The organism is Planococcus glaciei (assembly GCF_900099655.1).
GTDB lineage: Bacteria > Bacillota > Bacilli > Bacillales_A > Planococcaceae > Planococcus > Planococcus glaciei.
Window position 1 is genome coordinate 49,468 of sequence record NZ_FNDC01000006.1, and the last position, 20,401, is coordinate 69,868.

Consider the following 20,401-nt stretch of genomic DNA (forward strand, 5'->3'; position numbering starts at 1 on the left):
ATACGTAGAGTGAATGACTATTCATTTTACGAAAGGGTGTCTTTTTGTATGTATGAAACAATCGAATTGACGAAGCAAGGACGAATCGGCTATTTAAAACTGAACCGGCCGCAAGCGATGAACGCCATGAGCGGAAAAATGATGAAAGAACTGGCCGACTGTTTTGAGTCGCTGCTTGCTGACAGTACGCTGCAAGTATTGATCATCCACGGAGAAGGCAGAGCTTTCTCAGCGGGAGGAGACATCAAAGAAATGATGGACCCGGAAAACCCGATGGACATCGACTTGGTTATGAAAGATATCTCACGTCTTGCGAAATCGCTTTACACATTGCCGCAAATTACTGTGGCTGCCATACACGGGGCATCAGCCGGGCTTGGCTTCAGTATGGCATTGGCTTGCGACCACATCATTGCAGAAGAAAACAGCAAACTGGCGATGAACTTTATCGGCATTGGCCTTGTACCAGATGGCGGCGGCCATTTCTTCATGAAAGAGCGCGTTGGCGTGCCGAAAGCGAAGCAATTGATCTGGTCCGGCCAAATCCTGAAAGCGCATGATTCGCTTGCCAAGGGCTTGATCGATGAAGTGACAGCTGAAGGCTTGGCGCTGGAACACGCGGAAACGTATGCAGAACAAGCACTCCAGTCTCCGGTGAAAGCGCGTCTCGCGTCCAAACACATTTTGCATCAATTGAAAGTCAGCGAATTGGAGCAAGTGCTCGAAATGGAAGCGGCTGCCCAATCGGCGATGCGCAAAAGCGCGGACCACCTGGAAGGCATCCAGGCTTTTGTTGAAAAACGCAAACCGGAATTCCACGGGAAATAAGAAAAAGCATGGCGTTTGCCATGCTTTTTGCTTGTAGATAAAAGAATATTTATGAATGCTATATAAGTTGAACTAATGATCTATATTTGCCGATATTCCGCAAACCAGCTGCGAAGTTATTGGTCGAAGCTTGCGAGAGCAATAGCTTTGCGACGAGCTTGCGCAGGAGCATATGTTTTTAGCCGCGGGCTCGCGTTCAAGCCTCCTCAGTCGCGACGCTCCTTGCGGGGTCTCGACCGTCTCGCTTTCCCGCAGGCAAGACATTAGCCGAAGCCTGCGAGGCTAGGTCTTTGCGACGAAGCGCATAGCGCTACAGGAGCAGTAGGGTTTTCTTCGCTGTTTTGCGCCATATCTAAGTGTGCAGCTATTAAAAAGATAGATAACTATTGATTTCTTCTATAAAAAAATTCTCTAGCGCAGCGATGCAACGCTCTTCCATGTTTCGAAGCTAGCGAAGCGATGCAGAAACAGGAGCAGGGGTTTTCCGCCGGCTTCCACTCCGGATCCTGAACATGAAGATTATCAAAAGGCGTCGCTTTTCCTCTTGAGCTGTCTGTTTAAGATTCACTCGGATGACCATTCACTATCGGATCGAAGAGAGACGCCCAACTGGTTCGGCCACGGAGACTCCTGTGGGACAGCGAAAGCTGAAGACCCCGCAGGCAAGACATTGGCCGAAATCAGTGAGGCCATGTCTTTGCGACGAAGCTAGCGCAGCGATGCAACGCTCTTTCATGTTTCGAAGCTAGCGAAGCGATGCAGAAACAGGAGCAGCGGGTTTTCAAAGCGGCGAGGAGGCTGAAGCTGAGCCCATGGAAAGCGAAGTGGCCGAACCGGTTGGTTTTATGCCTTTCTATTCATTTCATTTATACTTTGTCTACAGTTTGAAAGCATGGCGTTTGCCATGCTTTTTTGTGTGTTAAGAATGGAACAATAACAGTTTGCCGGCCGGGGAAGCGAGTCTGTGTGTCTGGTTGACGAGTTCTTTTTCTTCCAGGAGGGCACGGCCTTTTTCTTTTGCCTGTTCGTCGTTTTCAGCTGTGAAAGTTTCTTCTGTGATCAGTTTGCCAGTTTGTTCGTATGCAGTCAGTTTATACGTTCTCATGAGGAACAGCTCCTTCTGAATGGTTATTCATTTTAAGTATAGCCGGTTTTGCTGAAAAAGTCCTCCGATTTTGAAACATTTCGACAGTTGCTTCGTATAGTAAAGTATGGAAAGGAGGAAGGACAATGAGTTTGATAGTAGAACATGCCACAAAGAAATTCGGCGATTTCACTGCAGTCGATGATGTGTCTCTGACAGTGGAGCAAGGCCAGATGCACGGGTTTTTAGGAGCCAATGGCGCCGGCAAAACGACGACTTTTCGGATGATTCTGGGGTTATTGAACCCGACTGCGGGAATCATCCGCTGGAATGGAAAACCGATTACATATGCGGAAAGTCCGGAAATCGGCTATTTGCCCGAAGAGCGGGGGCTTTATCCGAAGATGCAGGTGGAGGAGCAGTTAATTTATTTGGCTCAATTGCGCAGCATGCCAAAAGCGGATGCGAAAAAGGAAGTCCGAAAATGGCTGGAGCGCTTTGAAGTGCCGCATTATGCTTCCAAGAAAGTGGAGGAATTGTCGAAAGGGAACCAGCAAAAAATCCAGCTGATTGCTTCGTTGTTGCATCAGCCTTCTTTGCTCATACTGGATGAGCCTTTTTCAGGGTTGGATCCGGTGAATGTGGAGATGCTGAAAAGTGCGATACTGGATTTCCAGAAAGAAGGGGCAACGATTGTGTTTTCGAGCCACCGTCTGGATCATGTGGAGGAACTGTGTGACAACATGAGCATTTTGGACCGCGGAAAAATTGTCGTCGGCGGATCGATCCGCCAAGTAAAGCGTTCATTCGGCAAACAGAATGTCCGGATTAAAATGGATCAGGACCTCTCGATTTTACATAATATAGCGGGCGTAGAGAACTTCACCAAAACGCATGACGGGGCTTTGTTCCAAATTACAGACGAAACGGTGGCCCAACGCTTGCTGGAGGAATCGATGAAGCTTGGCGCTCTCCGCCACTTTGCAATTGAAGAACCTTCTTTGGAGGAAATATTCATAGCGAAGGTGGGAAAAGCTTATGCATAGTTTCTGGATTATTTTCAAACAAGCTTTTATGACAAAAGCGAAAACCAAATCGTTCATCATTACGACAGTCATTGTCGCGGCAGCCTTTTTCCTGATGGCCAATTTGCCGAATATCATCGAGGCTTTTCAAGGTTCTGAAGAAGAAGAGAATGTCCTTCACGTTATGGACGAAAGCGGTGACCTTACCGAAGCACTGCAGCAGCAACTAAAAGCAGCAGGCAGTGACATACAGGCCATGCCAACCGATTTGACGGAAGAGGAATTAAAAGAAGGCATAACCGACGGCAGCATTGAAGCTTATCTGGTACTGGAGCAAAATGAGCAGCTGTCTGCCCGTTATGTTTCGGAGTCCGCCAATGAAATGAACAGTGGTGCCGACATCGAGCAAGCGGTCCAGTCACTGCAAACGGCATTGACGGCTGAGACCATGGGCCTCGATGCGGCCGAAGTCAGCCAATTGTTCCTGCCGGCCGCGTTTGAGCGGGAAGCCGTTTCCGAGTCGTCTAAATCACAGGAAGAATTGAGCCAGGCAAGAGGGCTCGTTTATATCCTGATCATGTTGATTTATATTGCAGTCATTTATTATCCGAACATGATCGCGATGGAAGTCGCCAACGAAAAATCGTCGCGGGTGATGGAAATCCTGATTTCAAGCGTATCGCCGGTCAAGCATATGTTTGCGAAAATTGCCGGAATCGGAACGCTCGGAATTTTGCAGATGCTGGTGTTCGGGCTTTCGGGCTACGTCGCCATCAAAACAGCCGGAACGGATTTATCGGAAGGCGCATTCAGCGTTTTCGGCTTCTCAGATGTGAAGATCAGCACATTTTTATTCGCCGTGCTGTTTTTCCTGCTTGGCTATTTCCTTTATGCGGTGCTGGCTGCGCTTCTCGGATCGCTTGTCAGCCGGACGGAAGATGTGCAGCAATTGATGCTGCCGATGATGTTTTTGATCATCATCGCCTCGTTCATCGCATTTTCCGGCATCGGCGTACCGGAAGCGGGGTTTGTCACGGTTTCTTCGTTTATTCCGTTCTTTGCACCGCTGGTCATGTTCCTGCGCGTCGGCATGCTGGATATTCCGCTTTGGGAACCATTGCTGTCGATTGCCATCATGCTGGCGACCATCGGCATTCTGGGCTGGTTTGGTGCGCGGGTATACCGGGGCGGCGTTCTCATGTATGGTTCGTCCCAGTCGCTGAAAGATATCCGCAAAGCGATTCGCTTAGGGGAAAATAAATAAAGAGGGATTGCTGTTTGCAGAAAGATTTCTGCAAACAGTTTTTTTTCGTTCGTTAACATGTTAAAATAAGAACAAATATTCGGTTCTCGAAGGAGTTTGGCTATGGGGGAAATTCGATTTATTCACACGGCAGATTTGCATTTAGGGAGCCCGTTCACTGGCATGCGCGGCTTGCAGCCGGACCAGTGGAAAAAGCTGAAAGACAGCACATTGGACGCCTTTGGCCGGCTGATTGACTACGCAGTGAAGGAACAGCCGGATTTTGTGCTGATTGCCGGTGACATTTACGACGGAGAAGACCGCAGCATCCGGGCGCAGCACCGTTTCCAGCAAGGCATGCTAAAGCTTTCTGAAGCGGGCATTCCGGTTGTTTTAAGCTACGGCAACCATGATCATTTGAGCGGCAAATGGACGCGTTTCGAGTTGCCGGAGAATGTTTATGCATTTGATGAGGCCATATCTCAAATCCGCCTTTCAACGGCAAATGGCGATGTAGTCATTACGGGATTCAGTTACGCACAGCGCCACGTAAAAGAGCCGGTGATCCACCAATATCCAATAGCTGAAGAGAAAGACGCCGTTTACATCGGCATGCTTCACGGCAGCCTGGAAGGGGATACCGCCCATGCTGTTTACGCGCCGTTTACGAAGCAGCAGCTGCTCAGCAAGAATTATGATTACTGGGCGCTTGGGCATATCCACTTGCGCCAGCTGCTGCATACGGACCCGCCGGTAATTTATCCTGGAAATCTGCAGGGGCGCCACAAAAACGAAAGCGGCCCCAAAGGGTTTTACGATGTCCGCCTTTCAGGCGGTGCATCAAATCTAAGCTTTATTCCGGCTTCGGTGCTTCAGTTTGACGAAGTAATGGTGGATTGCAGCGACATCGTGCATATGAATGAATTGCTGGATGCCTGTTTGGCCGAAGCCCAGGAATTTACAGAGCAATATGGGGCCGGCATTGTTGAAGTGAAATTGGCGAATCTGAATGAAGAAGCACAGGATATGGTAAAAGGCATCACAGAAGAAGAATTGATGGAAACCATCCGTGAATCGTTTAGCACGCTGGACGATTTGGTCTGGGTCCAGTCGATTGCAGTGGACGGCATCCAAACTCCTGCTGAACTTTCGCCGCTTGGGGAAGAAATTATGGACAGAATGGCCGGTTGGCAGCTTTCGGACTGGAAAGAAGTATTGAAAGATTTGTATCGGCATCCGAAGGGCAGCCGCTTTTTAGAAGCATTGGACCCTTCAAAAGCGATGGAAATCCAGACGGCTGCAGCAGAGAAAATTCGCCGCGGCATGCATTTGGAGGAATGAACGGATGAGAATTGAAAAACTAGTCATTTACGGATTCGGCAAACACCAGGACCGGACCATCGACGTAGATCCGGAATTGTCCATTTTTTATGGAGCGAATGAAGCGGGCAAAACAACCATCCAGCAGTTTATCATTCAGACGCTGTTCGGCTATCCGTCGCGCAACCAGAACCTGCTGCGCTACGAACCAAAAGCAGGCGGCAAATACGGCGGTCAGCTGCACATAAGCGATGACGAATACGGGCGCGTCATCATTGAGCGGATAAAAGGAAAATCCGCAGGGGATGTCACGGTGTATTTCGAAGATGGCAGACGCGGATCCGATGCGGAACTGAAAATGATTTTACGGGATTATGACCGTGCCTCTTTTGAATCGATCTTTTCTTTTTCCATTCATGAATTGCAGGGGCTTGAACAAATGACAGAAGAAGAGCTGAGCCGGACACTGCTCGCTTCTGGGACTACAGGCGTCGACGCTGTTACGAAACTGGAAAGCCGTTTGGAAAAGGAAATGGCTGAAGTATTCAAAAAGGCCGGCCGCAATCCGAAAGTCAATCAACTCATCGAAGAGCTGCGGCAAAGGGAAAGCGAATTGAAAGAACTCAGAACCCGTACGGAACTTTATGAACCTGCGGTTAACCGGCTCCAGGAAATAGCGGGACGGCTGGAAGCCATTGAAGCGGAAGAAAAAGGTCACGCCCTCCGATTAAAATCAGTTGAAAAATGGCTGCAGGCTGCTCCACTCGCCGAAAAGAAAGCACAGCTGGAACAAGAGCTGGAGGGGCTGAAGGTTTCTGCATTTCCTTCAGACGGAAAGCGGCGGATGGACCGGTTGTCAGACCGCCTTTCCGAAGCGGAAGCCAAAAAGGAGTATGCCGGCAAAAAACTGGAGACACTCACAAGCGCTGGCTCTGAAAGAATTCAGATTGAACCCCTTGAGCAACTGCTGGCAAAAGAATCCGAATGGCTACAATTGCGGTCGCTTTTGCGCCAGAAAAAAGAAGAACGGATCAAACTCGGAGATGAGAAAAACCGGATCCTGGCACTGGTAGGCATGAGTGAAGCCGAAGCGCTTCAGGCAGACGTTTCATTGGGGCAGGAAGAACTGCTGTTGGCACATGTCCGGCGAGTGGATCTGGAAGAAGAGGAAATGCAGTACCAAGGGAGAAAATTAGCGGAAGAGAAAGAGAAACTAGCGGAAGCGGAAAAAGAACTGCGGTACTTCCTGGCTTCAGAACCTCCGGAAGCAGAACGGAAAACGGCAGAAGAGTGGCAGGCAGCTGCACCTAAATTAGCCGAAGCGAAAGCGGCGAAGCAGATGCAGGCAGCCGGCAATTCTCCTGCCCTCTATTACCTGCTGATTGGCCTTGGAATTCTTGGGCTGGCGATAGGAGTCATCCAGCCAAATTATTTGGTGGCCGGAATTGGTCTAATGGCTGCAGCAGGAGGCGCCTGGCTATGGTGGAAGCGCCAAAAGCCGGCTGGACTGTCTAATGAGTACGCAAAAGTTTTGGAGCGTTACAGCGGCAAAGAAGCAGAATATGGCGCGCTTGTACAAAAACTGGATATTTTTGACCGGAAACTGGACGCTTTATTCGAAGCGGTAGACACTGCGAAAAATCGTCTGGCCGGTTTGTCCGGCGCTCCAACCAGCCAGCCGGCGAAAGAAGCCTATGAGGGTTTTCTGGAGCAATTGGGCTTCCGTGCCGAAACGAGCCGCAGCACCGTTTTGAAGCTGTTCGGAAATCTGAGGGAAGTCCATGCGCTGCATGGCAGGGAGCTGCGAGTAACGGAAGAGATGGATGTGCTTGCCCAACAGCAGCAAAATTGGATCAGCCAGGCATCAGAAGTTTATGGCAGCCCCTTGGGGACAGAAGAAATGTATGCGAATTTGCGTACGGAGTGGAATGTGCGCAAACAGTGGCTTGATGAACAAGCAAAGCGGCAGGAAAAAGCAGCCGAGCTGCAAAAAGAGCACGAGCAGCTGACAGCACTTTACGGACAAATCCAAAAAGAACAGCAAGCTTTGCTGGAAGAAGCAGGTACAGCTTCGATTGAAGCGTTTTACCGCTCTTGCGACGAATGGGAAAGAAAAGAAGTTCTGATGCGGGACCTTGCGCCAATTGAAGAACAATTAAAAGCGATTGGCAGCATTCCGCTGTCTGCCGATATGGACAAAACACAAGCAAATGATTGGCTGGCAGAAAGCGAATCTGCGTTGAACCAGTTAAAAGAAGAACGAAATCTGCTGCTGGCAGAACAGGCGGAAAAACGCCAAATGACAAAAGCGCTGCTGGAAGACGAAACCTATGAAGACAAGCTGCAGCAATTCGAAGAAAAGAAAGTGGAACTTGCAGAACTGGCGAAGCGCTGGTCGATTGACAAAGCGATCACCGAAGCCATCCGACAGACGATGGAAGAATTGAAGGAAAAGAAATTGCCGGCGGTTATCGCGGCGGCGCAAAACTTCTTCGAGTCGCTCACGTCGGGCGCATACCCGGGATTGGAAATGAATCCCCAAGGTTTTTTTGAAGCCGTCAGAAAGGACGGCATGCGGTTCCATATTGCAGAACTCAGCCAAGCCACAAAAGAGCAGGCGTATATCTCGCTTCGGCTGTCTTTGGCAGTTTCGATGCAGGAGAGCCATCCATTCCCGTTTATCATGGACGATCCCTTTGTTCATTTTGATCGCAGCCGGCTGCAGCAAATGATAAACTTAATTACAGAGCTGCAACAGAACCACCAATTTATTTATTTCACTTGCCACGAAGCGATGCAGCAGGCTTGGCCTAATGCTTCTCTAATAGATATTGCCACAATCGAAAGGAGTGTCCAACTATGATAAAAGGGATTACACAGCGTGCTGTAGGGGAAACGGTTGATGAATTTTTGCTGATCAAGCAATCAGTAAAGGGTGTTACCACCACCGGAAACCCTTTTATATCGCTCGTCCTGCAGGACAAGAGCGGAGATATCGAAGCGAAATTATGGGATACGAAAGATGAACATGAAAAACTATTTGCCGCTGAAACGATTGTAAGAGTAGGCGGAGAAATCCATAACTACCGGGGAAAAAATCAATTGCGCATCAAGAGCATTCGTCCGGCAAAACCGGAAGAGCACCAGTCCATTTCCGATCTGATGCCGTCATCGGAAAAAACGACGGAGCAATTGTCGGAAGAAATCCTGCAGTATTTGTTCCAAATGGAAAATCCGGCGATTCAGCGGATCACCCGCCATATCTTGAAGAAATACCAACAGCAAATTCTGACGTTCCCAGCTGCGACCCGGAACCATCACGACTATGTATCGGGACTTGCTGACCACGTCGTGTCCATGCTGAGACTTGGAAAAGCAATCTGCGAAATCTATCCGAGCCTGAACAAGGACTTGTTGTATGCCGGCATCATTCTGCACGATGTTGGGAAAGTGTTTGAATTGTCGGGTCCGATTGCGACGACTTATACGCTTGAAGGCAATTTGCTTGGCCATATTTCCATCATGGTCAACGAAATTTCGAAAACCGCCGATGAACTTGAAATCGAAGGCGAAGAAGTGCTGCTGCTTCAGCATATGGTATTGTCGCATCATGGAAAAGAAGAGTGGGGCAGTCCGAAAAAGCCGATGATCAAAGAAGCGGAAATGCTGCATTATATCGATAATATCGACGCGAAAATGATGATGCTTGACCGTGCATTGGATAAAACCAAACCGGGTGAATTCTCAGAGCGCCTGTTTCCGCTGGACAACCGGTCGTTCTATAAACCGACGATCAAATAGAAAAACTCCCGTTCCTTCGAACGGGAGTTTTTCTATGGTCAGGTTTTAGACTAAACAAAAAGAAAGCCTCCAGCCAGTTGGCAAGAGGCTTTCTTACAGGTTATTGAGCTGGTGTAGCTTCGGCGTTCATGATTTCATCAAGTGCGCCTTTTAAGTCTTCATCTTTGATCTCAACATTAGCTTCTTTCATCATGTCAGCGATTTTAGGAACCAAAGTAGTTTGGTCTGCTTTGGAAGCGGCCAATTCAGAACGAATTTCTTCTTTTTGGTCTTCAAGAGCAGGCTGATCTTTCACTTCGCGTTTTTCCGTCACTTGGATGATGTGGAATCCGTGCTGGGATTGAACCGGTTCGCTGATTTCGTCAACTTCTAAAGCATAAGCTGCTTCTTCGAATTCAGGCACCATAGCGCCAGTGCCGAACCAGTCAAGGCTTCCGCCGTTTGCAGCAGAACCGGTGTCAGAAGAGTATTCTTCAGCCAGTTTTGCGAAATCGCCGCCAGCATCCAATTCTTTCTTCACTTTGTTCGCTGTTTCTTCATCGGCTACAAGAATATGGCGTGCGTTCAGTTCAGTACCCTTACGGTCATACTGTGCCTGGATTTCCTCATCAGATACTTCAACGCCGTCAGTCAATGCTTTTTCCTGCAACAGGTTCAAACGGATGACTTTTTTGTAGCTTTCTTCGGTTTGGTTGTTCTGGGCCAGGAACTGCTCAAAGCTTTCGCCCATTTCTTCTTCGGATTTTTTATACTCCGCGTCAATTTCTTTGTCGGTCACTTCGTATTTATCAGCAAGCACTTTTTCAATCATCAAGATTTGAAGTGCCTGATCGCCAACAGAAGTTTTCATTTCTTCATAAAGGTCTTGCTGTGTAATATCCCCAACTTTTGATTCAACGATGACTTCATCGCCAGAACCGCTGTCGCTGCATGCAGCCAATGCCAACACAGATACGGCTAAAGAAAGGGTTAATATTGATTTTTTCATTTTTTTCGCTCCCAACATTCTATCTAGATGCAGTAGTTACTATACCATAAACGTTTAAAAAATCAAAAAGTTTCCTTAAAGAGGAAAATTTCTCTCCGCCACATCCAAAGTTTTTAAATTTGGATAAAAAAAAGTTCAGTTGCCAGGGGCAAGTGAACTCACGGAGTAAATTCTACGCCTACGTACAAGGATACCAGTAAAATCGTGATCAATATATTGATTGTACGGAAAATCTTCTGATGGTTTTCTTCAGGAATTTCCCGGGAAGTTACAAGCGCCAATGTCATGCGGTTGATCTGGAATAAGTAAAGTACAGAGAACATCACTACAAATGCGATAATCATGAATTTCCTCCCCTCTAATGTTAGGTTCTAGTATACCAAAGACGGGAAGAAAAAGCAGGATTAGGCTACCACTTCGGGTACGAGAATTTCAAAGCCGGTGTCCGTTTCTTCAATAAGTGCGTCTTTAGGCGAATGTGCCAAGTTTCGCATATAAATCAAATCCGTCAAACATAAACCGCTGTGGTAAGCCAGCAGCATGGCAAAATAATGGCTGTAAACAGGCATGAGCAAGCTTAACCCTACAATTGTGGTGTTGATCAATACAAACGGTGCTGCTAGTGTCAGGATAAATCGAATCTTGCTCACCGGTTCGCTGATGTGCAGCGAAATCTTCGGCAAAACTTTCAGCTGTTTTTTAACAATCAGTTTCAGGCATTTCCGGCAACCGACGAGCGGCAGGAAGTGGCACAATTTATGCAACGGATAAACGGCAAGAATAGCACAGATGAATAATAGGAAGTTTTGATCGGACAAAGGATCGGAATAAAGAATGTTCAATACGATATAAAAGCTCATAAAGACACCCAAGGCAATAAGTGCAGACATGATATATAAACGATCGAGTCCGTATTGTTTTTTTACATTAATGGTTTTCCAGCAGTGCATCTTTGCATCTCCTAAAAGTGAATTTCTCTTTTGATTCGATACATACAATACAACGAATAGCTGGGAAATGCAATAAAGATTCGCTTTAAATTTTATAGAACGTTTTCATTTTTTTCAGACGCCACAATGATCTGATTTTCTTCACTGAATTTTGCTTCGATGTTCTTAAAGGAAGCTTCGAAAATTTCCATAAAGTCATCACCGTAGATATTCCGGATTACCGCCATGATATCCAGAAATTCGGGGAATTTACCGTACAGTTCTTTCAATGGCATTGAACCGTCAATGACTGCGTGAGGGGTGTCATGATACTTCTCAATCATTTCCTGCATTAAGGCTTCTCCTTTTGGGGTCAGTTCCACATATGTATTGCGTTTGTCTGTGTCCCGTTTGGAAAATGCCAGCAGCTCGCGCTCTTCCAATTTCTTTGAAAAGTTGAAGGCAGTGGAAACATGCATGACTCCAAATTTTGCGACATCGGAAATGGAAGCGCCTTTTAAATGATAGGAAATCCATAAAATATGGTGTTCATTAATATTTAAATCATAAGGTTTTATCCATAACTGCCAGTCTTTTTCGACTGCTTTCCACAATGCTTTTGACAGCTGCCCAATCCGCTGGCTAAATAACATGGCTTCTTTAAAGGTATAATCTTGTTCACTCATTAAAGCACCCACTTTCCCCCAAAATATTTTTTCTTTATTATAGCAGTAAAGCAAAATATAATGAAGTGTGAATAATAAAAAAATTTAAATATATGTTTCGGGCGAAAAGAGGGACAGGGGATTGGGCGTTACTTTTGGTGTGGTCAGCCATTGCTCTTCGATATGCCAGAAGCGAAAACCCATGATGAAAGTAAAAAAGAAAAATAAAAAAGCTGCACAAGGCAGCTTAATCGTTATTTTCATCGTCTTTATCATCTTTTTTGTCTTTTTTGTCTTTTTTGTCTTTGGTGATGGAGTTTTGCAGCGCTTCGATTGCGTTCTGAATCGCTAATATTTCAAGCTGCAAATGCTCTTTTGCCGGAGCCGTGCTTTCCTGCCATTCCTGAAGTGAATCTTTCAAGCCGTCAGTTGCTTCCGGAACGACGGTTTTAGCTTCATCTGATAATTTAGCGACTGACTCTTTTAAACCGTTCACTTTTTCTTTTACATCCGATAATTTCTCTTTCCAATCCGTAGACGCAGTTTTCACTGAGCTTCTAAGCTCTTTCCCGGATTGGGGAGTGGAAAATAGTGTAGCTGCAGCTCCTGCCGCAAGCCCTGTAGCAAGTCCTATAAAAAAAGTTGATGCTTTCATTGGCCAAACGCCCCTTTCGTCCTATACCGTTCTTTTCCTTTATTTCACTTAATTAAAACATAAAGATGAACGACTATTCAATTAAAAAAAGCTTTTCAGTGATTTTCTCACTGAAAAGCTCTTTTTTATCTCACTTTAACGGGCAGTAATACTCCCGCTTCTTCCAGCAGAAGGTGTAACGGCTGTTTCAAACTTTGAGCGTCTAACCAACTGGATGACAATCGGGTAGATGAGCGCAAAAGCAACGCCGTTCAGCACGATGGCTGGCAGTACGACCGTTGTGAAAAGAAGGCCGAAAGGAATTTCTGCACCGATTACGAAAATGGCTGCTGACAGGAAAATGGTTCCTGAAAGGACTGTACCGGCTGCGCAAAGGGCGATGGCCACTGGAAGTTTAACGACCACTTTTTTCAAGATCAAAACAAAAGCGAAAAAGACAAACGCTGTGATGAATTTATCGATGATATTTGGGAAAAATCCTCCTGGGAAAGTGGAAAACAACCCGGAAATGACTCCGGTTGTCACGGCCAGCAAGAACACCGATTTCACATTCGGGAACAAAAGAATCCCGATAAACATCATTGTCAGCATAAAGTCCGGCTTCATTCCGCCGCTAAATCCTGGAATCACCACATAAAGTGCAGCTCCGACACTGACCAGCAGCGCCATTAAAACTAAATTTTTCGTATTCATTTCTCATCTCTCCTCAGCTCTTGGCTATTTGCTTTTCCCGGACGTGCCCTCTTGGCCGCCGGCGAAAAAACTTATACTGATTCTATCGTGTCCGGTGCTTTTTATCAAGTATCCGGATTTAATTTCTGTTTGACTTGCTCTGCCAGTTCCTGGATGCGTTCAGCCGTGTATTCTTTTTCTTTGGTCATCCATTTTGCGCCAAAGCCGTCGGTTGCGCCGTAGCGGGGGATAAAATGCAAATGGAAGTGGTAAACGCTTTGCCCGGCTTTGGCTCCGTTGTTGTTCAACAGGTTCATGCCTTCCGGTTGGAATGTCTCTTTAATGGCGCTGGCAATCTTCGGTGCCACTGAAAACAGGTTGGCAGCTTCTTCCGGGGCTAAATCGTATACATACTCGCGATGCGTTTTGGGGATGAGCAAAGTATGGCCTTTAGATAGCGGCATGATATCCATGAAGGCATAAACATGCTCGTCTTCATACACTTTTACACTGGGGATATCGCCGTTGATAATTTTGCAGAAAATACAATCGGTCATTGTCATCATCCTTTCCATTTTTTCCAGTTTATCATAAATTCGATTTCGGAAAAGAAATCGTCAGCTGATTTTGATACAATAGTTTGAAAGAAAGAGGTGTTTAGATTGGCTATTTTGGAAGTCCAGTCATTAACGGGCGGGTATACAAGAAAGCCCGTGCTGCAAGACGTAACATTTTCAATCAACAAAGGAGAACTGGTCGGGTTGATCGGCTTGAACGGTGCGGGGAAAAGTACCACCATTAAGCACATCATCGGCCTTATGCAGCCGCAGTCCGGAGAAATCCGCTTGAACGGCAAAACCTTTGAGGAAGACATGGATGCTTACCGGTCATCGTTTACATACATTCCGGAGACGCCGGTATTATATGAGGAACTGACATTGCGCGAGCATCTGGAGCTGACCGCCATGGCGTACAACCTCGATTCAGCAAGCTTTGAAAAACGGTCGGCAGAATTGCTGAAAGAATTCCGCATGGAAAAAAGGCTGAGATGGTTTCCGTCCCATTTTTCAAAAGGAATGCGGCAAAAAGTGATGATCATGAGCGCGTTTCTTGTGAATCCTGCGCTTTACATCATCGACGAACCTTTTGTCGGGCTCGATCCGCTCGGCATCAAATCGCTGCTGGATCAAATGGAGCAGCAAAAGAAAAAAGGGGCTTCGGTCCTGATGTCTACGCACATCCTGTCGACGGCGGAACGGTACTGCGACCGGATTATTCTGCTGCATAACGGGCGGATCCGTGCGATGGGAACAATGGCGGATTTGCGGAAGGCGTTCAATATGCCGGATGCATCACTGGACGATTTATACATTGCGATGACCGAGGATGCTGTCAATGAAGAACTTGCATGAAGTGTGGTCGAACCGGCTTCAAAAATACACCATTGAAGTCCAAAATTATTTAAAGTACATCTTTACCGGACATATTGCAGTTGTCCTGCTTTTCGCCATTGGAGCAGCTGGCTATGCGTACAGCGAATGGGTGCAGAATGTGCCGCCTGATTTTCCGGGCGCCTGGATTTTAGCAGCTGTCTTCGGTCTGCTTCTGGCATACAGCCCGCCGACGACCTTATTGAAAGAAGCGGACATGGTTTACTTTCTGCCGCTTGAAAGCCAATTGGACCAATTTTTAAAGCCGGCATTAAAATGGACGTTCTTTTCGCAATTGTACTTGCCGGTCATTGCGTTTATCGTTTCCTTGCCGATGGTCAACGCCTTGTACGGCTTGCCGTCTTCCTTGTTGATCGGTTTGCCGATTTTACTGCTGCTGCTCAAATGGTGGAATATCCAGACCGAGTTTGCGTACCGCAAAGCCTATTCGGGACACCGTGCTTGGCTGGACCGGCTTGTCCGCTTCGCGTTCGTCTTCATTTTTGTTTACCTATATGTCGCAAGCAACCTGTTAATTGCGGTGCTGGTGTTGTTTGCCATCATCGTTTACGGCAGATGGGTGCAGCAGCAGGCGGCAGGAAAGCCGTTTGCTTATGAGCATTTTGTCGGCCTGGAAGAAAACCGGATGCTGCGCTTCTACCAGTTCGCCAATTATTTTACCGATGTTCCGCATATCAAAGGGAAGATCAAAGAACGGGCCTGGTTGAATTGGGTTTACCGTTTTATCAAGAGAGGGCCGGAAAACGCCCACTACTACCTGGTTTGGCGCACATTTATCCGGTCCGATGAATTGTTTTATTTGTGGGTGAGGCTGACCGTCATTGCCATGGCAGGCGCTTGGCTCATTCCGTTTCCGGCGGCTGTCATCATTTTCGCTGCCGCACTCGCTTTTGCTTCCGCCATCCAGATTTGGCAAGGCCTGAACCAGACCCAGCATTTCCGGATGGACAACCTGTTTCCGCTGACAAAATTCAGCAGGGAGCGGGCAGTCAGAAAGCTTATTTTGGTTATGCAGCTGCTGCAGGCGATTTTGGTCGCAGCCGTCCTTATAGGAGTAGGGGAGCCGCTTACCGCGCTTGCTGTCTTCGCCGTGATTTTGCTTGTTTCAGCTATTACACTGGCTTTTGGAAAGAAGAAGAACTAACGAAATCCCCGCCGATTTTGAATCGGCGGGGATTTTAGGCTGTCGAGAAACAAGAGAATCCTATATTTATTTCGCTCCAAGTGGACGCTTTCCGCGGGCACGGCTTCAGCCGCTTCCTTCGCTACGCTCCGTCCAGTGTCTTCAGCTCGTGCTGCTCCCGCTGGAGTCGCCACTTTCCGCTACATTCGGCTCACTCTTTTCATAAAGTTTTCTTTTTATTAGAAAGAGTTGAAGAGTAAGTATGCTGTTTATTCACAGTTCACTGTCGATATGGAGCAAACCAGCGGAGAAAACCCTACTGCTCCTGCAGTGCTGCGCACTTCGTCGCAAAGACTTAGCCTCGCAGGCTTCGGCTAATGTCTTGCCTGCGGGAAAGCGAGACAGCCGAGACCCCGCAAGACGCGCAGCGGCTGAGGAGGCTTGGCGGCTCGCCCGCGGCAAGCGCAGCTGGGTTGCGGAATATCGGTTAATAAGTTATTTCTTTCTCAACAAGCTGAAATCCCCGCCGATTTTGAATCGGCGGGGATTTTTATTATTCATTCATATTCAGTGCAGCGGTCGCCAGGGTTTTGGCGGCTACTAACATCGCTTCTTCTTTAAAGTCGAACTTTGGATGGTGATGCGGGTACACATCGCCGTCCGGCATCGCACCGGTAAAGAAGAAGGTGCCGGGCACGTGCTCTAAGTAATAAGCGAAGTCTTCTCCGCCCATTTGCGGCGCACATTGGAAGACTTCTTCGACGCCGGGTACACCAGCTGCGATTTCTTTCAAATACAGCGTTTCGTTTTCATGGTTTACAACCGCCGGATAGCCGCGCATGAAGTTGAATTCATACAGGCTGTCTGTGGCGATGCTGGTGCCTTCGATGACGCGGGCCATTTCTTTTTCCATGAGCACCCGGTTGGCTTCCGTAAACGTCCGGACGGTTCCGCCGAGTAAGGCCTGGTCTGCGATGATATTGTAGGGATTTTCAGCGACAAACGATGTAACGGACAGTACCGCAGATTCGAGCGGATCGACGCGGCGGGACACCAATTGCTGCAAGTTTGTCACGAGCTGGGAACCGATTACCACCGCATCTTTTGTTTCATGCGGGTTGGCGCCATGTCCGCCGCGGCCTTGGATCTTGATCTCAAACGAGTCGGCTGCAGCCATGATTGGCCCGACCCGGTAATCGATTCTGCCAAAAGGTGTCGTCGACCATAAATGCGTGCCGAAAATGACATCTACGCCTTCAAGCGCGCCTGCTTCGATCATGGCTTTTGCTCCGCCTGGCGCCTGTTCTTCTGCATGCTGGTGAATGAGCACGTACGTGCCGCTCAATTCGTTGCGGAAAGTGTGCAGCACTTTGCCAAGGACAAGCAGAGTGGCCGTATGGCCGTCATGTCCGCAAGCATGCATCACACCCGGAACCGTCGATTTATAGGCAACTTTCTTTTGGTCCTGAATGGAGAGGGCATCAAAATCGGCCCGCAGCGCAACGGTTTTTCCCGGCTTGCTGCCGCGGATCGTGGCAATTACGCCATTGCCGCCAACGCCATGTTTTACTTCAACGCCAAGCTGTTCATAAAAGTGGCGGATATAATAAGCGGTTTTTGTTTCATTGAAAGAAGGTTCAGGATGCATATGCAAATGTCTGCGTATGTCTACCATTTCTTCGTAGCTTGAATCCAGTTCGGCATAAATTTTTTCAATCATGTTGTAAACCCCTTTCAATTTCCAATAATCAAAATAGTTCCACTATAAATGATAGCATAAAAAAAAGAGCACTCGGCTCTTTTTTTTAATAAGTGAAATTCAAATAGGAAGCGATGAAATAAATCAAAATGACAATTGCCGACGGCAGCGCATATTTGAAGTTGGAAATCGTCTTCCGCTGAAGCAGCGAGTAAAGCACGAGCAGCGACATAAGGAGTACACCGACAGCAATGATCAGATGCGAATTTGAAACGGCAGACAGAATCGGCCCCGCTGTATAAACCGGGTCTGATATTGCCAGGATGATCATATTAAACACATTGCTCCCCAGGATAGCTCCAACCGCCATATTGACATTGCTTAGCCGCAGAGCGACAAAGACGGAAATGGCTTCCGGCAGGGAAGTCGTAGCAGCGATCAGAAAACTGCCGATAAAACTTGAGCCGATGCCGGTAATAACCGCAATTTGGTCGCCTGTTATGGACAATGCAGTACCGGCACCTAATATGATAATGGCTGCTAGGATAAAGCGTGCGATAGCCGCATTTGCAGACAAGGAAGCGCTTGGGTTGGCAGGCTCCGATTGCGGCAAGGATTGTGGCATGGCAGGCTCCGACTTTGGCAATTTATTGATGATGAGCATCCCTGCTATATAAGTAAGTGCGATCACTAAAGCGTCCAGGCCAATACCCAAAACGGATGCATCAAGCCGCAGCCAAAGAGCTAAAATAACCAAAACGGTCAATAGTAACCCAAGAAACAGTGTATAGATATGGTCTCGGGAGGCACGTTCCAAAATCCGTCGCCTGCTCAGCAAAAAATCGAACGCTGCCAAAATGAAAAGATTAAACAGGTTGGAGCCGATCATATTGCCGACTGCAATATCTGCATTTCCGATGGCCGCCGCTGAAAAGCTGGTGGAAATTTCCGGGAGCGAAGTGGCCCCAGCCAACAGCAACGTGCCGACCATCATGCCGCCCATGGAAGTTTTTTCACTGATAACATCTGCATACTGCGAAAGCTTGACGGCAGCAAAAACGGTCACGATAGCAGCGAGGATGAAGTAAACAAATGCCAATGGTGTTCCCCCTAATCATTATGTAACAAACCTCTTAACGAAGAGGTTTGCCGAGCTTTATTCGTCTTCCGGTTTTGCTTTGTAGGTCGTAATATAAGAAGCGCCTGAGAAAATGTTCGGGCGTTTCTCTCCGGCATTTTCCGCTGGTTTTCCGTGTGCTTTCGAAAAAGCCTGCGATTCTTTCCATTTCTCAAAGAACGCCGGTGATTCCCATTCGGTTAATACCACATACGTATCGGAATCCAATGGGCGCAGTACCCGGAACGCCACATAGCCAGGCTCGCTTTCGATGGCGCCGGCGCGGTTTTTAAAGCGGTGCTCAAAAATCGGCCGGCCTTCATCTGTAACCGGAATGTTATTGAAAACAAAAAAGCCTTTTTCTTTAAAGGTGCCGGTACCATCCACCACTTCATATCGGCGCGGTGTCTGGAAGATGGTTTTGCCTTCTGTTTCATGCAGCAGCAAAGTGGTGTTTTCGCCCTGCATCAGCACCATCGTTTCATTGGGATGTTTTTCCCGCATCTTCTTCATAAAATCATAAGTGCCTGTCGTCATAAATAAATTCATCAAAATCCCTCCTTGAGCAATTGCTTTCATTATATATGGTTCCCTCAAAAAATGGGCTGAAACACATAATGGCGAACCGGTGAAGGCATAAGCGTCTAATTTATGACATTTGCCGAAGGAATCTATACAATAGAAAGCGGAGCGTCTATAGTGAAATACGGATATAGAATGCAGGACGAAATGAACTGAAGGGATGTTTATCAACATGACTGAATTTAACGATACTTTTTTGAGGGCGGCGCGCGGAGAGAAAGCGGATCACACACCGGTGTGGTTTATGCGCCAAGCTGGCCGTTCGCAGCCTGAATACCGTAAGATCAAAGAAAAATACTCGCTAGAAGAGATTACACATCAACCCGAACTTTGTGCGTATGTGACAAAGCTTCCTGTCGACCAATACAATGTGGATGCCGCTGTTCTTTACAAAGACATCGTTACTCCGCTGCCTGCAATTGGCGTAGATGTGAAAATCAAAGCGGGAGTTGGCCCGGTCATCGACAACCCGATCCGCACGATGGCGGATATCGAACGCTTGGGTGAGATCAATCCGGAGAAAGATGTGGATTTTGTGCTTGAAACCATCCGCATTTTGACGCAGGAACAGTTGAATGTTCCTTTGATCGGCTTTTCCGGGGCACCGTTTACACTTGCGAGCTATATGATCGAAGGCGGCCCTTCGAAAAGCTACAATAAAACAAAAGCCATGATGGTGTCACAGCCGGAAATGTGGTTTTTGTTGATGGACAAGCTTGCTGATACCATCATCCCTTACGTGAAAGCCCAGATCAAAGCAGGGGCGAAAGTAATCCAGATCTTTGATTCATGGGTAGGGGCTTTAAATGTTGAAGATTACCGCATTTTCATCAAGCCGGTAATGGACCGCATCTTCTCGGAACTTCGCACAGAAGGCGTACCGTTGATCATTTTCGGCGTTGGGGCAAGCCATTTGGCAAAAGAGTGGCATGACCTTCCCGTAGACGTTGTCGGACTTGACTGGCGCCTGCCGATCTCTGAAGCGCGTGCAATGGGATTAACAAAAACCCTCCAAGGGAATTTCGATCCTTCTTATTTGCTGGCAGACTGGCCGATTATTGAAAAACGCGTAAAAGCGATTTTGGATATGGGCTTGCAGCAGGATGGCTACATTTTCAACTTGGGCCACGGCGTGTTCCCGGAAGTTCAGCCGGATACGCTTAAGCGTTTGACTTCATTTGTACATGAATACAGCGCTGCCCATAAAGCACGCGTTTAA

The 20,401-nt window shown here is 47.4% G+C and carries 21 protein-coding genes; 9 read left to right on the forward strand and 12 right to left on the reverse strand.

Going from position 1 to position 20,401, the window contains the following annotated elements; genetic code table 11:
• Positions 1–48: 48 nt before the first annotated feature.
• Complete coding sequence (locus BLQ32_RS09150) at positions 49–828, forward strand: enoyl-CoA hydratase (protein ID WP_036807958.1); 780 nt, start codon at positions 49–51, stop codon at positions 826–828.
• A gap of 919 nt (positions 829–1,747) precedes the next feature.
• Here BLQ32_RS09150 and BLQ32_RS09155 read toward each other — a convergent pair.
• Positions 1,748–1,933: a YhzD family protein gene (locus BLQ32_RS09155; RefSeq protein WP_036807963.1), complete on the reverse strand. Its 186-nt coding sequence runs from the start codon at positions 1,931–1,933 to the stop codon at positions 1,748–1,750.
• 125 nt (positions 1,934–2,058) lie between these two features.
• Here BLQ32_RS09155 and BLQ32_RS09160 point away from each other — a divergent pair, with 125 nt between their 5' ends.
• The 5 genes from BLQ32_RS09160 to yhaM all read left to right on the forward strand — a co-directional run bounded on the left by BLQ32_RS09160 (position 2,059) and on the right by yhaM (position 9,301).
• Positions 2,059–2,958 carry an ABC transporter ATP-binding protein gene (locus BLQ32_RS09160; RefSeq protein ID WP_074510112.1) on the forward strand — a complete coding sequence of 300 codons (900 nt, stop codon included), beginning with the start codon at positions 2,059–2,061 and terminating at the stop codon, positions 2,956–2,958.
• Positions 2,951–4,201 (forward strand): ABC transporter permease, encoded by a 1,251-nt coding sequence (locus BLQ32_RS09165; RefSeq protein ID WP_074510113.1) that lies wholly within the window; start codon positions 2,951–2,953, stop codon positions 4,199–4,201. The genes BLQ32_RS09160 and BLQ32_RS09165 overlap by 8 nt, the downstream gene beginning before the upstream one ends.
• 102 nt (positions 4,202–4,303) lie before the next feature.
• Positions 4,304–5,521, forward strand: coding sequence for a metallophosphoesterase family protein (locus tag BLQ32_RS09170; RefSeq protein ID WP_074510114.1), 1,218 nt, complete (start codon positions 4,304–4,306; stop codon positions 5,519–5,521).
• A 4-nt stretch (positions 5,522–5,525) separates the two neighbouring features.
• On the forward strand, positions 5,526–8,363 hold the full coding sequence (locus tag BLQ32_RS09175) for an ATP-binding protein (protein WP_074510115.1): 2,838 nt from the start codon (positions 5,526–5,528) through the stop codon (positions 8,361–8,363).
• On the forward strand, positions 8,363–9,301 hold the full coding sequence (gene yhaM / locus BLQ32_RS09180) for a 3'-5' exoribonuclease YhaM (RefSeq protein ID WP_036808014.1): 939 nt from the start codon (positions 8,363–8,365) through the stop codon (positions 9,299–9,301). Before BLQ32_RS09175 ends, yhaM begins: the two co-directional genes overlap by 1 nt.
• A gap of 100 nt (positions 9,302–9,401) precedes the next feature.
• On the opposite strand, the gene BLQ32_RS09185 is transcribed toward yhaM, so the two are convergent.
• From BLQ32_RS09185 to BLQ32_RS09215, 8 genes are all read right to left on the reverse strand, one after another.
• Positions 9,402–10,289, reverse strand: coding sequence for a peptidylprolyl isomerase (locus BLQ32_RS09185; RefSeq protein ID WP_074510116.1), 888 nt, complete (start codon positions 10,287–10,289; stop codon positions 9,402–9,404).
• A 158-nt stretch (positions 10,290–10,447) separates the two neighbouring features.
• A complete protein-coding gene (locus BLQ32_RS09190) occupies positions 10,448–10,633 on the reverse strand; it encodes a hypothetical protein (RefSeq protein ID WP_036807986.1) in 186 nt (61 codons plus the stop codon).
• Positions 10,634–10,693: 60 nt separating this feature from the next.
• Complete coding sequence (locus tag BLQ32_RS09195; protein ID WP_074510117.1) at positions 10,694–11,239, reverse strand: DUF3267 domain-containing protein; 546 nt, start codon at positions 11,237–11,239, stop codon at positions 10,694–10,696.
• Positions 11,240–11,331: 92 nt separating this feature from the next.
• Positions 11,332–11,904, reverse strand: a complete 573-nt coding sequence (locus BLQ32_RS09200) for an HTH-type transcriptional regulator Hpr (protein WP_074510118.1) — start codon at positions 11,902–11,904, stop codon at positions 11,332–11,334.
• A gap of 84 nt (positions 11,905–11,988) precedes the next feature.
• Entirely contained in the window at positions 11,989–12,147 is a 159-nt protein-coding gene (locus tag BLQ32_RS19835; protein ID WP_175557096.1) for a hypothetical protein, read from the reverse strand.
• Positions 12,131–12,538 carry a YtxH domain-containing protein gene (locus BLQ32_RS09205; protein WP_036807994.1) on the reverse strand — a complete coding sequence of 136 codons (408 nt, stop codon included), beginning with the start codon at positions 12,536–12,538 and terminating at the stop codon, positions 12,131–12,133. Before BLQ32_RS09205 ends, BLQ32_RS19835 begins: the two co-directional genes overlap by 17 nt.
• Before the next feature lie 135 nt (positions 12,539–12,673).
• Positions 12,674–13,231: a tryptophan transporter gene (locus BLQ32_RS09210; RefSeq protein ID WP_036807996.1), complete on the reverse strand. Its 558-nt coding sequence runs from the start codon at positions 13,229–13,231 to the stop codon at positions 12,674–12,676.
• 104 nt (positions 13,232–13,335) lie between these two features.
• Complete coding sequence (locus BLQ32_RS09215) at positions 13,336–13,767, reverse strand: HIT family protein (RefSeq protein WP_074510119.1); 432 nt, start codon at positions 13,765–13,767, stop codon at positions 13,336–13,338.
• A gap of 105 nt (positions 13,768–13,872) precedes the next feature.
• On the opposite strand from BLQ32_RS09215, the gene BLQ32_RS09220 reads away from it, so the two are divergent.
• Positions 13,873–14,622 (forward strand): ABC transporter ATP-binding protein, encoded by a 750-nt coding sequence (locus BLQ32_RS09220; protein ID WP_036808003.1) that lies wholly within the window; start codon positions 13,873–13,875, stop codon positions 14,620–14,622.
• Positions 14,606–15,805 carry an ABC transporter permease gene (locus BLQ32_RS09225; RefSeq protein ID WP_074510120.1) on the forward strand — a complete coding sequence of 400 codons (1,200 nt, stop codon included), beginning with the start codon at positions 14,606–14,608 and terminating at the stop codon, positions 15,803–15,805. The genes BLQ32_RS09220 and BLQ32_RS09225 overlap by 17 nt, the downstream gene beginning before the upstream one ends.
• A 532-nt stretch (positions 15,806–16,337) precedes the next feature.
• Here BLQ32_RS09225 and BLQ32_RS09230 read toward each other — a convergent pair.
• The 3 genes from BLQ32_RS09230 to BLQ32_RS09240 all read right to left on the reverse strand — a co-directional run bounded on the left by BLQ32_RS09230 (position 16,338) and on the right by BLQ32_RS09240 (position 19,149).
• Positions 16,338–17,504 (reverse strand): amidohydrolase, encoded by a 1,167-nt coding sequence (locus tag BLQ32_RS09230; protein WP_074510121.1) that lies wholly within the window; start codon positions 17,502–17,504, stop codon positions 16,338–16,340.
• Between the two features lie 85 nt (positions 17,505–17,589).
• Positions 17,590–18,582 (reverse strand): sodium:calcium antiporter, encoded by a 993-nt coding sequence (locus BLQ32_RS09235; RefSeq protein WP_074510122.1) that lies wholly within the window; start codon positions 18,580–18,582, stop codon positions 17,590–17,592.
• 57 nt (positions 18,583–18,639) lie between these two features.
• Complete coding sequence (locus BLQ32_RS09240; protein ID WP_074510123.1) at positions 18,640–19,149, reverse strand: antibiotic biosynthesis monooxygenase family protein; 510 nt, start codon at positions 19,147–19,149, stop codon at positions 18,640–18,642.
• 205 nt (positions 19,150–19,354) lie between these two features.
• Between BLQ32_RS09240 and hemE the strand changes: the two genes are divergently transcribed.
• Entirely contained in the window at positions 19,355–20,401 is a 1,047-nt protein-coding gene (gene hemE / locus BLQ32_RS09245) for a uroporphyrinogen decarboxylase (RefSeq protein WP_074510196.1), read from the forward strand.

Excerpts from the sequence above, each read along its gene's own strand:
- BLQ32_RS09150 (WP_036807958.1), top strand. The coding sequence starts at position 49 with ATGTATGAAACAATCGAATTGACGAAGCAAGGACGAATCGGCTATTTA.
- BLQ32_RS09155 (WP_036807963.1), bottom strand. The coding sequence starts at position 1,933 with ATGAGAACGTATAAACTGACTGCATACGAACAAACTGGCAAACTGATC.
- BLQ32_RS09160 (WP_074510112.1), top strand. The coding sequence starts at position 2,059 with ATGAGTTTGATAGTAGAACATGCCACAAAGAAATTCGGCGATTTCACT.
- BLQ32_RS09165 (WP_074510113.1), top strand. The coding sequence starts at position 2,951 with ATGCATAGTTTCTGGATTATTTTCAAACAAGCTTTTATGACAAAAGCG.
- BLQ32_RS09170 (WP_074510114.1), top strand. The coding sequence starts at position 4,304 with ATGGGGGAAATTCGATTTATTCACACGGCAGATTTGCATTTAGGGAGC.
- BLQ32_RS09175 (WP_074510115.1), top strand. The coding sequence starts at position 5,526 with ATGAGAATTGAAAAACTAGTCATTTACGGATTCGGCAAACACCAGGAC.
- BLQ32_RS09185 (WP_074510116.1), bottom strand. The coding sequence starts at position 10,289 with ATGAAAAAATCAATATTAACCCTTTCTTTAGCCGTATCTGTGTTGGCA.
- BLQ32_RS09190 (WP_036807986.1), bottom strand. The coding sequence starts at position 10,633 with ATGATTATCGCATTTGTAGTGATGTTCTCTGTACTTTACTTATTCCAG.
- BLQ32_RS09195 (WP_074510117.1), bottom strand. The coding sequence starts at position 11,239 with ATGCACTGCTGGAAAACCATTAATGTAAAAAAACAATACGGACTCGAT.
- BLQ32_RS09200 (WP_074510118.1), bottom strand. The coding sequence starts at position 11,904 with ATGAGTGAACAAGATTATACCTTTAAAGAAGCCATGTTATTTAGCCAG.
- BLQ32_RS19835 (WP_175557096.1), bottom strand. The coding sequence starts at position 12,147 with ATGAAAATAACGATTAAGCTGCCTTGTGCAGCTTTTTTATTTTTCTTT.
- BLQ32_RS09205 (WP_036807994.1), bottom strand. The coding sequence starts at position 12,538 with ATGAAAGCATCAACTTTTTTTATAGGACTTGCTACAGGGCTTGCGGCA.
- BLQ32_RS09210 (WP_036807996.1), bottom strand. The coding sequence starts at position 13,231 with ATGAATACGAAAAATTTAGTTTTAATGGCGCTGCTGGTCAGTGTCGGA.
- BLQ32_RS09215 (WP_074510119.1), bottom strand. The coding sequence starts at position 13,767 with ATGACCGATTGTATTTTCTGCAAAATTATCAACGGCGATATCCCCAGT.
- BLQ32_RS09225 (WP_074510120.1), top strand. The coding sequence starts at position 14,606 with ATGAAGAACTTGCATGAAGTGTGGTCGAACCGGCTTCAAAAATACACC.
- BLQ32_RS09230 (WP_074510121.1), bottom strand. The coding sequence starts at position 17,504 with ATGATTGAAAAAATTTATGCCGAACTGGATTCAAGCTACGAAGAAATG.
- BLQ32_RS09240 (WP_074510123.1), bottom strand. The coding sequence starts at position 19,149 with ATGAATTTATTTATGACGACAGGCACTTATGATTTTATGAAGAAGATG.
- hemE (WP_074510196.1), top strand. The coding sequence starts at position 19,355 with ATGACTGAATTTAACGATACTTTTTTGAGGGCGGCGCGCGGAGAGAAA.